The organism is Pseudomonas grandcourensis, from assembly GCF_039909015.1.
GTDB classification, from domain to species: domain Bacteria; phylum Pseudomonadota; class Gammaproteobacteria; order Pseudomonadales; family Pseudomonadaceae; genus Aquipseudomonas; species Aquipseudomonas grandcourensis.
This window is the reverse complement of sequence record NZ_CP150919.1, coordinates 6512206-6526841: the sequence shown is the minus strand read 5'-3', so window position 1 is coordinate 6526841 and position 14636 is coordinate 6512206. Positions and strand designations below refer to the sequence as shown.

Annotated in this window: 16 protein-coding genes, 1 other RNA gene and 2 pseudogenes; 11 read left to right on the top strand and 8 right to left on the bottom strand. The window is 61.0% G+C overall.

All coding sequences use genetic code 11. The features are described 5' to 3' along the window. Positions 1-74: 74 nt before the first annotated feature. On the top strand, positions 75-743 hold the full coding sequence (locus AABM52_RS29445) for a gamma-glutamylcyclotransferase (RefSeq protein WP_223443898.1): 669 nt from the start codon (positions 75-77) through the stop codon (positions 741-743). On the opposite strand, the gene glpT is transcribed toward AABM52_RS29445, so the two are convergent. Next, on the bottom strand, positions 719-2068 hold the full coding sequence (gene glpT / locus AABM52_RS29440) for a glycerol-3-phosphate transporter (RefSeq protein ID WP_008048696.1): 1350 nt from the start codon (positions 2066-2068) through the stop codon (positions 719-721). The two genes, AABM52_RS29445 and glpT, sit on opposite strands and share 25 nt — an antisense overlap. A 326-nt stretch (positions 2069-2394) precedes the next feature. Between glpT and AABM52_RS29435 the strand changes: the two genes are divergently transcribed. Further along, positions 2395-3009: an energy transducer TonB gene (locus AABM52_RS29435; RefSeq protein WP_347909684.1), complete on the top strand. Its 615-nt coding sequence runs from the start codon at positions 2395-2397 to the stop codon at positions 3007-3009. Positions 3010-3055: 46 nt separating this feature from the next. Here the strand turns inward: AABM52_RS29435 and AABM52_RS29430 are convergent, their stop codons facing one another. Next, on the bottom strand, positions 3056-4033 hold the full coding sequence (locus AABM52_RS29430; RefSeq protein ID WP_150724956.1) for an NADPH:quinone oxidoreductase family protein: 978 nt from the start codon (positions 4031-4033) through the stop codon (positions 3056-3058). A 150-nt stretch (positions 4034-4183) separates the two neighbouring features. Here AABM52_RS29430 and AABM52_RS29425 point away from each other — a divergent pair, with 150 nt between their 5' ends. Further along, complete coding sequence (locus AABM52_RS29425; RefSeq protein ID WP_347909683.1) at positions 4184-4594, top strand: flagellar basal body-associated protein FliL; 411 nt, start codon at positions 4184-4186, stop codon at positions 4592-4594. Between the two features lie 70 nt (positions 4595-4664). Here the strand turns inward: AABM52_RS29425 and AABM52_RS29420 are convergent, their stop codons facing one another. After that, positions 4665-5117 (bottom strand): EVE domain-containing protein, encoded by a 453-nt coding sequence (locus AABM52_RS29420; protein ID WP_347909682.1) that lies wholly within the window; start codon positions 5115-5117, stop codon positions 4665-4667. Positions 5118-5312: 195 nt separating this feature from the next. Here AABM52_RS29420 and AABM52_RS29415 point away from each other — a divergent pair, with 195 nt between their 5' ends. Next, entirely contained in the window at positions 5313-5468 is a 156-nt protein-coding gene (locus AABM52_RS29415; RefSeq protein ID WP_007982896.1) for a hypothetical protein, read from the top strand. 35 nt (positions 5469-5503) lie between these two features. On the opposite strand, the gene AABM52_RS29410 is transcribed toward AABM52_RS29415, so the two are convergent. The 5 genes and pseudogenes from AABM52_RS29410 to AABM52_RS29390 all read right to left on the bottom strand — a co-directional run. Beyond that, on the bottom strand, positions 5504-6109 hold the full coding sequence (locus tag AABM52_RS29410) for a 5-formyltetrahydrofolate cyclo-ligase (RefSeq protein WP_046039060.1): 606 nt from the start codon (positions 6107-6109) through the stop codon (positions 5504-5506). 86 nt (positions 6110-6195) lie between these two features. Further along, positions 6196-6374: non-coding RNA, 6S RNA (gene ssrS / locus AABM52_RS29405), on the bottom strand. 30 nt (positions 6375-6404) lie between these two features. Further along, on the bottom strand, positions 6405-6722 hold the full coding sequence (locus AABM52_RS29400; RefSeq protein WP_057712821.1) for a cell division protein ZapA: 318 nt from the start codon (positions 6720-6722) through the stop codon (positions 6405-6407). Next, positions 6719-6928, bottom strand: coding sequence for a TIGR02449 family protein (locus tag AABM52_RS29395; RefSeq protein WP_007982902.1), 210 nt, complete (start codon positions 6926-6928; stop codon positions 6719-6721). The genes AABM52_RS29400 and AABM52_RS29395 overlap by 4 nt, the downstream gene beginning before the upstream one ends. 25 nt (positions 6929-6953) lie before the next feature. Continuing rightward, positions 6954-7088, bottom strand: a pseudogene (locus AABM52_RS29390) (outer membrane lipoprotein carrier protein LolA); the annotation flags it as partial. Positions 7089-7122: 34 nt separating this feature from the next. On the opposite strand from AABM52_RS29390, the gene AABM52_RS29385 reads away from it, so the two are divergent. The 7 genes and pseudogenes from AABM52_RS29385 (at position 7123) to AABM52_RS29355 (ending at position 14501) form a co-directional block, all read left to right on the top strand. Further along, positions 7123-7680 (top strand): YecA family protein, encoded by a 558-nt coding sequence (locus AABM52_RS29385; RefSeq protein WP_347909680.1) that lies wholly within the window; start codon positions 7123-7125, stop codon positions 7678-7680. A gap of 27 nt (positions 7681-7707) precedes the next feature. Beyond that, positions 7708-9042, top strand: coding sequence for a Xaa-Pro aminopeptidase (gene pepP / locus AABM52_RS29380; protein WP_150724960.1), 1335 nt, complete (start codon positions 7708-7710; stop codon positions 9040-9042). Next, positions 9039-10226, top strand: coding sequence for a 2-octaprenyl-6-methoxyphenyl hydroxylase (gene ubiH / locus AABM52_RS29375; RefSeq protein ID WP_347909678.1), 1188 nt, complete (start codon positions 9039-9041; stop codon positions 10224-10226). The genes pepP and ubiH overlap by 4 nt, the downstream gene beginning before the upstream one ends. Before the next feature lie 40 nt (positions 10227-10266). Next, a pseudogene (locus tag AABM52_RS29370) lies at positions 10267-10371 on the top strand (tetrameric acyl-CoA thioesterase); the annotation flags it as partial. Between the two features lie 9 nt (positions 10372-10380). Then, the gene (locus tag AABM52_RS29365) at positions 10381-11598 is read left to right on the top strand and encodes a 2-octaprenyl-3-methyl-6-methoxy-1,4-benzoquinol hydroxylase (protein WP_347912705.1); all 1218 of its coding nucleotides are present in this window, start codon (positions 10381-10383) and stop codon (positions 11596-11598) included. Positions 11599-11742: 144 nt separating this feature from the next. Then, positions 11743-12747, top strand: a complete 1005-nt coding sequence (locus AABM52_RS29360; protein WP_347909677.1) for an extracellular solute-binding protein — start codon at positions 11743-11745, stop codon at positions 12745-12747. Between the two features lie 137 nt (positions 12748-12884). Next, positions 12885-14501: an iron ABC transporter permease gene (locus AABM52_RS29355; RefSeq protein WP_347909676.1), complete on the top strand. Its 1617-nt coding sequence runs from the start codon at positions 12885-12887 to the stop codon at positions 14499-14501. Positions 14502-14636 lie beyond the last annotated feature (135 nt).

Below are 14636 nucleotides of genomic sequence, written 5' to 3'. Positions count from 1 at the left end.
TATGTGCCTTATTGTTACAGCTGTGCGTTCTATTAAGTAATTCTTCACCCGCGGGGAGCTGAACGCTATTCGCCATGAGCGCCATCGAATCTGCTTTTTTGAATCTGGCTTACCCTCCGCGGCTCGATCTGGGACCGCAGCTCACTCACGAACAATTGCTCAGCTCGATGCAATCGACCATGGCGCGCCACAAGGGTGGGCCGGTCTGGTTGTTTGCGTATGGTTCGCTGATCTGGCGCCCTGAATGCACGGCGGTTGAGCGGGTTCGCGGCCGGGTGCATGGCTATCATCGCGGGTTGTACTTGTGGTCCCACGAACATCGCGGCACACCGGAAATGCCCGGCCTGGTGTTTGGCCTGGATCGCGGGGGTTCTTGCAGCGGTTTCGCCTATCGCTTGCCCGAAGAACAGCTCGAAGCCTCGCTCTACGCACTTTGGCAGCGCGAGATGCCTTTTCCTTCCTACCGCCCGCACTGGCTCAACTGCCGTCTCGAAGATGGCAGCCAGGTACAGGCATTGGGATTCGTTCTGGAGCGACATCTGCCCAGCTATGCCGGCAACTTGCCGGACCATGTGCTGAGCCATGTATTCGAAAACGCCTGCGGGCGCTACGGCACCACTCGCGATTATGTCGAGCAGACCGCGCACGCCCTGCGCAGCCACGCCATGCCAGACCGGAATCTGGAGGCTCGGCTCAAGCGCTGTAAATCAACGGCCGATCAAGCGAGTGCTTCGCGGCCCTGACTGGCGATTTGTTTGTGCCGTAGTGTCGGGGCCAGGAAAGCCATCGCCAGCAGGCAGGCGCCGACCAGCAGCACGAAACCGCCGTCCCAACCGAAATGGTCCACGGTGTAGCCCATCGCTGCACTGGCCGCGACCGAACCACCCAGATAACCGAACAGACCGGTAAAGCCCGCCGCCGTACCGGCCGCTTTCTTCGGTGCCAGTTCCAGCGCCTGCAAGCCGATCAGCATCACCGGGCCGTAGATCAGGAAGCCAATGGAAAGCAGTGCGATCATGTCGACCATCGGATTGCCGGCAGGGTTGAGCCAATAAACCAGCGTCGCGACCGTCACGAGTGCCATGAACACCATGCCGGTCAGGCCACGGTTGCCCCGGAAGATCTTGTCCGACATCCAGCCGCACAGCAGCGTGCCCGGGATACCTGCCCACTCGTAGAAGAAGTATGCCCACGAGGTTTTATCCACAGTGAAACCCTTGGCTTCCTTGAGGTAGGTCGGCGCCCAGTCCAGCACGCCGTAGCGCAGCAGATAGACAAAGACGTTGGCCAGGGCGATGTACCAGAGCATTTTGTTGCGCAGCACGTATTTGACGAAGATTTCCTTGGCGCTGAATTCCTCTTCGTGGCTGGCGTCGTAGCCTTCCGGGTAGTCGTTCTTGTATTGCTCGATTGGCGGCAGGCCAACCGATTGCGGAGTGTCGCGCATGGTCACAAAGGCAAACACCGCTACCGCCAGCGCCACCGCAGCCGGCACATAGAACGCGGCGTGCCAGTCATTGAACAGGCCCATGCCGATCAGGAACAACGGGCCGATCAGGCCACCGCCGACGTTGTGCGCCACGTTCCACACGGACACCACGCCGCCACGTTCCTTCTGCGACCACCAGTGCACCATGGTCCGGCCACTCGGCGGCCAGCCCATGCCCTGCGCCCAGCCGTTGATGAACAGCAGAATGAACATCATGGTCACGCTGGACGTCGCCCAGGGCGCGAAACCGAAAATGAACATCACCCCAGCCGACACCAGCAGACCGAACGGCAGGAAGAAACGTGGGTTGGAACGGTCGGACACCAAGCCCATCAGAAACTTCGACAGACCGTAGGCAATCGCGATGGCGGACATCGCCAAGCCCAGCTGACCACGGGAGTAGCCCTCGTCGATCAGGTACGGCATGGCCAGGGAGAAGTTCTTGCGCAGCAGGTAGTAACCGGCATAGCCAATGAAGATGCCGGCGAAAATCTGCCAGCGAAGGCGCCGATAGGTGCTGTCTATTTTTTCTTCAGGCAATGGAGCCTGATGTGCGGCAGGACGAAAGAAAGCAAACATTCAAGAGCTCCAAATTTCTTGTTTTGACTGCGGATACGAATGTTACAGTTTCGTTACCGAAAATAGCACCGGTTCTCATTGGCAAAACAGCGGAAATGTTGGATATCGCGCGTTCCTTTATGAACATGTCGCTCAGATGTAAGTGAGAGGCGTTGTAGGAAGCGTTACCTGTTTGGTTAGCAGGCGCTTGATGTACCTGAAATAAGGCAGGTCTTTAGGAAAGGTCCTTCGTTTAAAGCAGAAGTCATGGCGTTATGCCGAATGCCCCGGCGCTTTAACCTTGGTGCTGTTGCCAGGTCTGGCGTTGCAGGCGAAGGGAGAGGGACATGCGGTGGTGGGTATGCGTGCTTTTGTTGGTGGCGTCCATGGATGTCAGGGCCGGGGAGGTGTACCTGATACCCGAGAATAATCCGAAGCCGGTTTATCCGGTGGCGCTGCATCGGGCGGGTGTCACCGGCATGGTGCGGGTCAGCATGACTGTGAAGGCCGATGGATCAGTCAGTAATGCCGTGATTGCGCAAAGTGCACATCCCGGACTCGATGAGGCGTCATTGGCCGCAGTCAGCCAATGGCGATTCAAGCCGTGGACAGTTACCGAGGATCAGCCAGCGCAAATCATCGTGGTAGCACCCATGGATTACAGGCTGGACCAGGGACAGCCCATTCACGTCAACAAGACGCTGGAGCGGCTCATGTGTGGTGACATCGGACGGGCAGCGCTGAACATCGCAGACACTTCTTGGGTAGACCTGCCGGTGTTCAGTTGGACCCGCAGTTACCTGACCCACTCCCTCTCGCCGACGCAATTGCCGGAAGAGAAGCGTTTGGCGCTGATTGCCAAACTCAACAAAAGCGTCCCATCAATAGTCAGGCGCTGTAATACCTACCCCGCGGGCCGATACGTGCGGTTTCTTCCGCAAGAGATAAGGGCGCTGTTATGAAAAAAAAACGCGGCAGCGTGACCGCGCCTTTATTGCAGATAGAGACTCAGCGAACCTGAACCACCACTTTCCCGACCGCTTTGCGCTGGCCAAGATCATTGATCGCCTGGGCTGAATTGCTCAGCGGATATACCTGCGAAACCAATGGCTTCAACTTGCCTTCGGCAAACCAGCCAAACAGTTGCTGGAAGTTCGCCGCGTTGTCTTGTGGCTGGCGTTGGGCGAACGAGCCCCAGAACACGCCGAGCACTGCCGCGCCCTTGAGCAGGGCCAGGTTGACCGGCAGCTCGGGAATGCGCCCGCTGGCGAAACCGACCACCAGCAGGCGGCCGTTCCAGGCGATGGCGCGGATCGCCTGGTCGAACAGGTCGCCGCCGACCGGGTCGTAGATCACGTCGGCACCCTGGCCGTCGGTCAGGCGCTTGATTTCGTCCTTCAGGCTGGTTTCGCTGTAGTTGATCAGTTCGTCGGCGCCGGCGGCCTTGGCCACGGCGAGTTTCTCTGCGCTGCTGGCCGCGGCGATCACCCGGGCGCCCATGGCTTTGCCGATTTCCACCGCCGCCAGGCCGACACCGCCGGAGGCACCAAGCACCAGCAGGGTTTCGCCCGGTTGCAGGTTGCCGCGCTGCTTGAGGGCGTGCATCGAGGTGCCGTAGGTCATGCTGAAGGCGGCAGCGGTGTTGAAGTCCATCGATGGCGGGATCGGCAGCACGTTGTAGCCCGGCACGGCGACCTGCTCGGCAAAGCTGCCCCAGCCGGTCAGGGCCATGACCCGGTCACCGACTTTCAGGTGGCTGACCTTTTCGCCCACGGCGCTGACCACGCCGGCCGCTTCACCACCCGGCGAAAACGGGAAGGGCGGCTTGAACTGGTATTTGCCCTCGATGATCAAGGTGTCGGGGAAATTCACCCCGGCGGCGTGCACGTCCAGCAGGATTTCGTTCTTCTTCGCGACAGGACTGGCGACGTCTTCCAGCACCAGCGATTCGGCAGGGCCGAAGGCTTTGCACAGCACGGCTTTCATCAGGGCTATTCCTTTGGGAGTGATGGCCGATAAGTGTAGGTGTGTGGGTCGATGGGTCAACGAGCATGCCCGGCCCTGATAGTCAGCCATAAGCTTGTGCTTGCGCGGCGGGTCGTTATGCTAGGCCGCAAACCGGATAAGGAGCGAATTTTGAAAGCGTGGATCATGTTGATGCTGGCCCTGTCTCTGCCTGTGGCAGCGGTGGCCGAAGAAGCCAAAGAAGGTGAAACTGCGCCGAAGGTCAGTTACATCACCCTGAGCCCGCCGTTCGTGGGCAACTATGGGCTGGACGGCACGCCGAAACTCAAGGTCTACAAGGCCGACGTGGCGTTGCGGGTGACCGGTGACGAGGCCGCCAAGGCGGTGAAGGCCAATGAGCCGTTGATCCGCAATCAATTGGTCGCGCTGTTCGCCCAGCAGACCACCGAGACGATGAACAACGTCGAGGCCAAGGAAAAGCTGCGTCAGGAAGCGTTGAAGCAGACCCAGCAGGTGATGAACGACGAAACCGGTAAGCCGGTGGTTGAGGACTTGTTGTTCAACAACTTGATCATTCAGTAAGGTTTTCGCTGCTCCTGCCGGCCTAATCGCGAGCTTGCTCGCGATTAGGCCAGTCTTGGCGATAAATGACTCAAGGTTTTAAAACAATCACCGCCGCCCACTGCTCCGCCGTCACCGGCATCACCGAAAGCCGCGAGCCTTTCTGCACCAGCGGCAACTCGGCCAGGGCCGTCTGCTGCTTCAGGTAATCCAGTTTCAGCACCCGGGCAAACGTTTCGACATGCGCGACATCGATCGCGCTCCAGGCGTTTTTGTCCGGGGTGGCCTTCGGGTCGAAATAATGGCTTTCCGGCTCCAGCGCCGTCGGGTCCGGGTACGCGGCTTCGACAATCTTGCCGATTCCGGCGATGCCCGGCTCAGGGCAGCTGGAATGATAGAAAAAGAACTCATCCCCCACCGCCATGGCCCGCAGGAAATTGCGTGCCTGATAGTTGCGAACCCCGTCCCAGCGCGCTTTGCCGAGCTTTTCCAGCCCCTTGATCGAGAGTTCGTCGGGCTCGGACTTCATCAGCCAATAGGCCATGTCTGTTGCTCCTTGCGTGGTTATTGAGCAGCTTGTCGACGATTTTATGACAAACCGACGGTCGGTTGACGTCAGCATTTGCGCAGCGGTTCGCGTTGTCGCAAAATGCCGGCCTTTAGAGCTTGACGCTGCTGCACGGCCTACAAACGGAAACCGCTGCTGTCATCGTGTTGATGTGCCTTTGGGGGGCAATCGATGAAACGCAAACCGGATTTACTATGGATTTTGGTCATTTTGTTTGGCCTTGGCGTCGTGACCACTGGCTATGCCCAAAGCCTGTGGGCCAACAAGACCGATGCGCCGGTCGAACTCGCCCAATTGCAGCAACAGTCGACCGCCTTCAAGCGCTGACCCTGTTGCCTCGGCGCCGCTGATCGAAGTGGCGCCTAGCCTGCGTAATACCAGGCCTTGTCCGTCACCGTTCCTTGCAGCGGCACATCCCAGCTCGCCTGAGCCAATCGCTCCACTTTCTGACATTCATGGGCCAGCCCCAGCAGCGTCGGCTTGCGCCAGTCGTTTCGTCGCGCCAGGTAGGCCAGGCTCCGGTCGTAGAAGCCACCGCCCATCCCCAGGCGTCCGCCGACATCGTCAAAACCCACCAATGGCAACAGCACCAGGTCCAGCGCCCAGATCTTGCGCTGCCGGGCGAGGTTGGCCCGTGGTTCGAGAATGCGGAAGCGGTTGGGTTTGAGTTTTTCCCCGGGACGGATTCGCTGGAAAACCATTTTGGTTCGCGGCCAGGCGCTCAGCACCGGTAGATAGGTGGCCTTGCCCCGGCGTTGCGCGGCGCGCAGCAACAGGCGCGGATCGATTTCACCGTCGGTGGGCAGGTAGAGCGAGATGTGTCTGGCGCGGCGGAACAGCGGTTGCTGGGCCAATTGCTTGTACAGCCCGCGAGCGGCCTGGCGCTGCTGACTGGGAGTCAGTGCGCGGCGGGCCTTGCGCAGCATGCGTCGAAGTTGCGGGCGGGGGAGCAGCGCAGGTTCGGTCATGTATTCGGGCTTCAGCAATGCGGATACGTGAAGCGTACCCGTAAAAACGCCAATGCCGGTATCAAAACCGGCATTGGACTGGAATCAGGCTCCCCGAATGTGCCGCTGTCGACTTAGCCCTTGAACCCGAAAGTTCAAGGTGGAAGATGCAGTAGGCTTTAAGGCTTTCCGTCTAGCGGACATGCACACCAGCCCAACGTGCAACCTCCAGGGTATAGCAAATCGGCTCAGGGACATCGCCAACTGGCAAGCACCCCAGGGAGTGAGGGGATTATACCGCAAGCGGCGACGCGAATCAGCCTTTGGTGACGTCCGGATCGGTGGCGAGTGCCAGATCGACGCGATCGAGCAGGTCACGCACCTGTTCGCGGGTCGAACCGCTGGCCTGGATATCCGGCCGTTCTTCCTTATGTAACAGGTCATGGGTGATGTTCAGCGCGGCCATCACGGCGATACGGTCGGCGCCGATGACTTTGCCGCTGCTGCGGATCTCGCGCATTTTGCCGTCCAGATAACGGGCGGCGCTGATCAGATTGCTGCGCTCTTCCTGAGGGCAGATGATCGAATACTCTTTGTCGAGGATCTGCACGGTGACGCTATTGCTTGAACTCATGAGTCTTGCTCCAGGGCCTTGAGGCGCGAAATCATCGATTCGACCTTACGCCGGGCGATTTCGTTTTTTTCAATGAGGTGCGCGCGTTCCTCGCGCCAGGTCTTTTCCTGAGCTAGTAAGAGTCCGTTTTGACTCTTAAGTTGCTCGACTCGGGTAATCAGTAGCTCGAGTCTGGCCATCAGCGCTTGCAGATCGGTGTCTTCCATTGTCTTCACTGTCTGATGGGGGTCGGACTGAAGGAGCGAGCTTGCTCGCGATGAACCCGAGAACGCCGCGGGGTGTCAGGTACCCAGCGTTATCGTTGACGACCATCGCGAGCAAGCTCGCTCCTACAGGGGTAGTCGATGTAGGATACAAGGCCTTCATTCTAGACATAGCGCCGTCTGGCGCCTAGCTGCCCATGACCATTCAGAATTCCCCGTACCAAGCCTTCGCCACCCTGCTGACTTCCAGCGGTCACAACGTCTCGCCTGCCGAACTGCACGGCCTGTTGCTCGGCCGCAGCTGCGCCGGCGCGGGTTTCGACGCCGAAGGCTGGCTGATCGACGCCGCCGAATTGCTCGAAAGCGAGCCGCAGGACAACGTTCGCAACGCCCTGATCGGCTTGCAAGAGATGGTTAAAGGCGAGCTCACCGGCGATGACGTGACCGTCGTTCTGCTGTTGCCGACCGACGACGCCCCGCTCACCGAGCGTGCCATCGCACTGGGCCAATGGTGCCAGGGTTTCCTCAGCGGCTTTGGCCTGAACTGCCGTGACAGCAGCGCCCTGAGCACCGAGGCCACCGAGGTGCTGCAGGATCTGGCGGCCATTTCCCAGGTGCAAGATGCCCTGGAAGAGTCCGACGACGGCGAAAACGACTACATGGAAGTCATGGAGTACCTGCGCGTCGCACCGCTGCTGCTGTTCTCCGAGACCAAAAAAGACGTGCCGGCCGCCGCCAAACCGTCTTTGCATTAATCGTAAGAAAGGGAAAACCATCTGCCCATGATCCATATCCCGAAATCGGAATACAGCCGTCGCCGCAAGGCCCTGATGGCGCAGATGGAACCCAACAGCATCGCCATCCTGCCCGCCGCCGCGGTGGCCATTCGCAATCGCGACGTCGAGCACGTCTACCGCCAGGACAGCGACTTCCAGTACCTCAGCGGTTTTCCCGAGCCCCAGGCCGTACTGGTGCTGATGCCGGGGCGCGTGCATGGCGAATACATCCTGTTCTGCCGCGAACGCAACGCCGAGCGCGAGCTGTGGGATGGCCTGCGTGCCGGGCAGGAAGGCGCGATTCGCGACTTCGGCGCCGACGACGCCTTTCCGATCACGGATATTGACGACATCCTGCCGGGCCTGATCGAAGGCCGTGACCGGGTGTATTCGGCCATGGGCAGCAACCCCGAATTCGACCGCCACCTGATGGAATGGATCAACGTGATCCGCTCCAAGGCCAACCTCGGTGCCCAGCCGCCGAACGAATTCGTTGCCCTGGATCATCTGCTGCACGACATGCGCCTGTATAAATCGGCGGCAGAAGTGAAAGTGATGCGCGAAGCGGCGCGGATTTCCGCCCAGGCGCACGTACGGGCAATGCAGGCCTGTCGCGCCGGGTTGCACGAATTCAGCCTGGAAGCCGAGCTCGATTACGAGTTCCGCAAGGGCGGGGCGAAGATGCCAGCCTACGGGTCGATCGTCGCGGCGGGGCGCAACAGCTGCATCCTGCATTACCAGCAGAATGACGCGCTGCTCAAGGACGGTGACCTGGTGCTGATCGACGCCGGTTGCGAGATCGACTGCTACGCCAGCGACATCACCCGGACCTTTCCGGTCAGCGGCAAGTATTCAGCGGAACAGAAAGCGATTTACGAATTGGTGTTGGCCTCCCAGGAAGCCGCCTTTGCCGAAATCGCCCCGAACAAGCACTGGAATCAGGCACACGAGGCCACGGTCCGGGTCATCACGGCCGGGCTGGTCAAGCTGGGTCTGCTGCGGGGCGACGTTGACGAATTGATCGCCAGCGAAGCCTACAAAGCGTTTTACATGCACCGCGCCGGCCACTGGCTGGGCATGGATGTGCATGACGTTGGCGAATACAAGGTCGGCGGCGAGTGGCGCGTGCTGGAAGTCGGCATGGCGCTGACCGTGGAGCCGGGGATCTATATCGCCCCGGACAACCAGAATGTTGCGAAGAAATGGCGCGGCATTGGCGTGCGCATCGAGGACGACGTAGTGGTCACCAAAACCGGCTGTGAAATATTGACGAACGGCGTGCCGAAAACCGTCGCCGAGATCGAGGCCCTGATGGCCGCCGCGCGGACACAGGCAGCATGAGTCGAATCAACCTGGCAATTATCGGTGGCGGGCTGGTCGGTGCAAGCCTGGCGCTGGCGCTTCAGGCCGGGGCCAAGGCCCGAGGCTGGAAGATCGTGTTGATCGAGCCGTTCGCCCCTGGCGACAGCTATCAACCGAGTTACGATGCCCGTTCTTCGGCGCTTTCCTTCGGCTCGCGGCAGATCTATCAGCGGCTGGGCGTCTGGCAGGAAGTCTCGCGCCGCGCCGAGCCGATCAAGCAAATTCATGTTTCCGACCGTGGTCGGTTCTCGACGGCGCGGTTGTCGGCGATGGAAGAGGGTGTTCCTGCGCTGGGTTATGTCGTTGAAAACGCCTGGCTCGGCCAATGCCTGTGGCAAGGTCTGGACAAGGATATAATCAGTTGGCGCTGCCCGGCGGAGGTCACCCGCATGGAGCCGCTGACCGATGGCTACCGCCTGACCCTCAACGATGAAACCACCCTGGAATGCGACCTCGCGGTGCTCGCCGATGGCGGCCGCTCCGGCCTGCGCGAGCAACTGGGGATCGGCATCCGCAAGCGTCCGTACAACCAGAGCGCGCTGATCGCCAACATCACCCCGAGCGAAGCCCACAACGGCATGGCCTTCGAGCGTTTCACCGACGAAGGCCCGATGGCGTTGCTGCCGCTTCCGGATAATCGCTGCGCACTGGTCTGGACCCGCCTGGGCATGGACGCGCAACGCCTGGCGGCCCTTGATGAGCGCAGCTTCCTCAGCGAGTTGCAGGGTGTGTTCGGTTATCGTCTCGGCACATTGAAGCAGGTGGGTGCGCGGCATCTGTATCCGCTGACACTGGTCGAAGCCGAAGAACAGGTGCGCCCGCATCTGGCGATTCTCGGCAACGCGGCGCACAGCCTGCATCCGATTGCCGGCCAGGGGTTCAACCTGTCCCTGCGCGATGCCCAGGCCCTGGCCGATGCCTTGCTCGCCAGCGAAAAACCATTGGGCGACTTCGCCACGTTGCAGGCCTATCGCGAACGCCAGCGTCTCGATCAGGACCTCACCGTGGGCTTCTCCGATCAGGTCACGCGCCTGTTCGGCAGCACCCAGCCGCTGGTGTCCCTGGGGCGCAACATCGGCTTGCTCGGCCTCGATCTGCTGCCACCGGCCAAACGCTGGTTTGCCCGGCAGGCGATGGGGCTGGGTACCCGTCCAGATGCGTGACTGGCTGATCCGCCGATTTGGCAAGGCGCGATTGATAAAAATACCTGCCTGCAGGTTCGACCTTCATGACGGCTCCTGCCAACTGGTGGCGCGGGTCGGGAAAACCCTTTACGTGCGGCTCAAGCCGCAAGAGAGACAGGCTTAAAGCATGGAAATGCGCGCAGATCTGCTGATTGTCGGGGCCGGAATGGTCGGCAGCGCCCTGGCGCTGGCGTTGCAGGACAGCGGGCTGGAAGTCCTGTTGCTGGACGGCAGCCCCATGAGTGTCAAACCGTTCAACGCTCAGGCTGCGTTTGAACCGCGGGTGAGCGCCTTGTCGGCCGCCAGCCAGCGGATTCTCGAACGCCTGGGCGTGTGGGACGGCATCGCCGGGCGGCGCAGCAGCCCCTATACCGACATGCAGGTCTGGGATGGCAGCGGCACCGGGCAAATCCACTTCTCGGCGGCCAGTGTGCATGCCGAGGTGCTGGGGCATATCGTCGAGAACCGCGTGGTTCAGGATGCCTTGCTCGAACGCCTGCACGATTGCGACCTGGGGCTGCTGGCCAATGCTCGCCTGGAGCAGATGCGCCGCTCCGGCGATGACTGGCTGCTGACCCTGGCCGACGGCCGCACCCTGCGCGCGCCGCTGGTGATCGCGGCGGATGGCGCCAACTCGGCGGTGCGACGCCTGGCCGGTGTGGCGACCCGCGAATGGGATTATCTGCACCATGCCATCGTCACCAGCGTGCGTTGCGCCAAGCCGCATCAGATGACGGCCTGGCAGCGCTTCACCGATAACGGTCCGTTGGCGTTCCTGCCGCTGGAGCGGGACGGCCAACAGGATTGGTGCTCGATCGTCTGGTCGACCACACCCGGCGAAGCCGAACGCCTGATGGCAATGGATGAACAAGGTTTCTGCAAGGAGCTGGAGCGGGCCTTTGAAGGTCGACTCGGCGAGGTACTTAGCGCCGACCCGCGCCTGTGTGTGCCTCTGCGCCAGCGGCATGCCAAGCGTTATGTGGCTGAAGGCCTGGCATTGATCGGCGACGCGGCCCACACCATTCACCCGTTGGCCGGGCAGGGCGTGAATCTCGGATTCCTCGATGCCGCCGTGCTGGCCGAAGTGTTGCTGCAAGCGACAACACGTGGCGAACGCCTGGCGGATGTGAAAGTCCTCAGCCGTTACGAGCGTCGACGCATGCCCCACAACCTGGCGCTGATGGCGGCGATGGAAGGCTTCGAGCGCTTGTTCCAGGCCGATCCGTTGCCGGTGCGCTGGTTGCGTAATACCGGGTTGAAAATGGTTGAGAGGATGCCGGAAGCCAAGGCTTTGTTCGTGCGTGAAGCGCTGGGGTTGACCGGGGATTTGCCGGCGCTCGCCAAGGCCTGACTTCTCTATTGAGGCTGATGGCCTCTTCGCCCTCAACTTCGGCCTGTGCAACATCCGGTAACTCCTCCACGGCAAGGTTCGATTGAGAAGCTAAATGTGAGTCCTTATCATTTGCCCTCATTTTTCAATCGAGAGACCGCTCCCATGTTGGCACCGAAGCGTCTACTGACTGCACTGGCCTTGACCCTGATCGGCAGTACAGCCGCCCAGGCCGCTGACGAGGTGGTGGTCTACTCCTCGCGAATCGACGAGCTGATCAAGCCAGTCTTCGATGCCTACACCGCCAAGACCGGCGTGAAGGTGAAGTTCATCACCGACAAGGAAGCGCCACTGATGCAGCGGCTCAAGGCCGAGGGCGCGAATACGCCGGCCGACCTGCTGCTCACCGTCGATGCCGGCAACCTCTGGCAAGCCGAGCAGATGGGCATCCTCCAGCCGTTCACCTCGAAAACCATCGACGCCAACATTCCGCTGCAATACCGGGCCGCCTCACACGCCTGGACCGGCCTGAGCCTGCGTGCGCGGACCATTGCCTACTCCACTGATCGGGTGAAGCCGGGTGAACTGACCACCTACGAAGCGCTGGCCGACAAGCAATGGGAAGGCCGCTTGTGCCTGCGCACGGCGAAGAAGGTCTACAACCAGTCCCTGACCGCGACCATGATCGAAGTGCACGGCGCCGGGAAGACCGAGGAAATCCTCAAGGGCTGGGTCAGGAACCTCTCCACTGACGTGTTCTCCGACGACACCGCCGTGCTGGAAGCGATCAACGCCGGCCAGTGCGACGTCGGTATCGTCAACACCTACTACTACGGCCGCCTGCACAAGCAGAAGCCAGACCTGCCGGTGAAGTTGTTCTGGCCGAACCAGGCTGACCGTGGCGTACACATCAACCTGTCGGGTATCGGCCTGACACAACACGCGCCACACCCGGAAGCGGCCAAGGCCCTGGTGGAGTGGATGACTACCCCTGAAGCACAGAAAATCTTTGCCGACGTGAACCAGGAGTTCCCGGCGAACCCTACCGTGCAGCCATCGGCTGAAGTCGCCGCATGGGGCAAGTTCATCGCTGATACCTTGCCTGTGGAAATTGCCGGCAAGCGTCAGGCTGAGGCGATTCGCCTGATGGACAAGGCTGGCTGGAACTGAGCCTGCTGTTTTAAAGGTCAAAAGATCGCAGTCTTCGGCAGCTCCTACAGGTTGATCACCAACCCAATGTAGGCGCTGCCGGAGGCTGCGGTCTTTTTGCGTTTCTCTACACTTCAAAATTTCGCGAGAGATTTTCCTTGGCCCATCCCGCCCAACGCCGCTGGTATCCAGTCGTCTTCGCCATCGCTGCGCTGGTCCTGTTGCCCCTGAGCGTCCTGCTGCTTTCCTGGCAAACCATCGATCAACAGATCTGGTCCCATCTCTGGGACACACAGATGCCGCGTTTGCTGGGCAATACCCTGACCCTGGTGCTAGGCGTCGGTGTCGGCGTGACAGTCCTGGGTGTCAGCCTGGCCTGGCTCACCAGCCTGTGCGAATTCCCCGGTCGGCGTTGGCTGGACTGGGCATTGATGCTGCCCTTCGCGATCCCGGCCTATGTGCTGGCCTTCGTCTTCGTCGGCCTGCTGGATTTCGCCGGGCCCGTGCAATCCCTGCTGCGCGAGTGGTTCGGTAGTGGTCTGCGGCTGCCGCGCGTGCGCTCTACGGGTGGCGTGATCGTCGTGCTCGTCCTGGTCTTCTATCCCTATGTCTATCTGCTGGCGCGCACCGCCTTCCTCGCCCAGGGCAAAGGCCTGATGGAAGCCGCGCGGGTCCTTGGCCAATCGCCCTGGCAAGCGTTCTGGCGGGTGGCATTGCCCATGGCGCGGCCAGCCATCGGTGCGGGCGTGGCATTGGCTTTGATGGAAACCCTGGCGGACTTCGGCGCAGTGTCGGTGTTCAACTTCGATACCTTCACCACGGCCATCTACAAGACCTGGTACGGTTTTTTCAGCCTGTCATCCGCCGCGCAACTGGCCAGCCTGTTGCTGTTGGTGGTAATGCTCGTGCTCTACGGCGAGCGGCGTGCCCGTGGGGCCAATCGGGCGAGCAACGAGCGACCACGGGTCAAGGCGCTGTATCACCTGCGAGGCCTCAAGGCATTGGCAGCCACGACGTGGTGCGGTCTGGTGTTCGCCTGCGCTTTCGTAATCCCGATGCTGCAATTGGCGGTGTGGTTCTGGCTGCGCGGGCGCTTCGATCTCGACGAGCGCTACACCGGGTTGATCGTCCATACCTTGTACCTGGGGGCGATGGCGGCGTTGATCACCGTCAGCGTCGCCTTGTTACTGGCGTTTGCCCGACGACTGGCACCCACCCGGGTCATTCGTTCCGGGGTCAGTCTGGCCAACCTGGGCTACGCCTTGCCCGGTTCGGTACTGGCGGTATCGATCATGCTGGCGTTCAGTTACCTGGATCGCGAGCTGGTGATCCCGCTCTCGGGCTGGCTCGGTGGCGCGGGCAAGCCGCTGCTGTTGGGTAGCCTGTCGGCGTTGTTGCTGGCCTATCTGGTGCGCTTCATTGCAGTGGCCTACGGGCCGCTGGAAAGCAGTCTGGCGCGTATACGGCCATCTTTGCCCGAAGCGGCACGTAGCCTTGGCGTCAGTGGGCCACGACTGTTTTTCAAAGTGTATCTGCCATTATTGCTACCCGGCACGTTGAGCGCCGCGCTGCTAGTGTTCGTCGATGTACTCAAGGAAATGCCCGCGACCCTACTGATGCGCCCGTTTGGCTGGGACACGCTGGCGGTGCGAATCTTCGAAATGACCAGCGAAGGTGAATGGGCGCGGGCGTCTTTGCCGGCCTTGACCCTGGTGCTGGTCGGGCTGTTACCGGTCATCGGATTGATCCGACGCTCGGCACATCGAAACAGCTAGGTGTCAGTCCTACACCTTGCGGCTACAATGCGCGGCATTCGGTGCGGTCCGTCTGACAGACCAGGTGGCTGAAATCGGCTGAAGGCCCTTTGTTTCAAGGCATTCAGTCCGTGCAGCACTTGCCCGCGCCTTCGC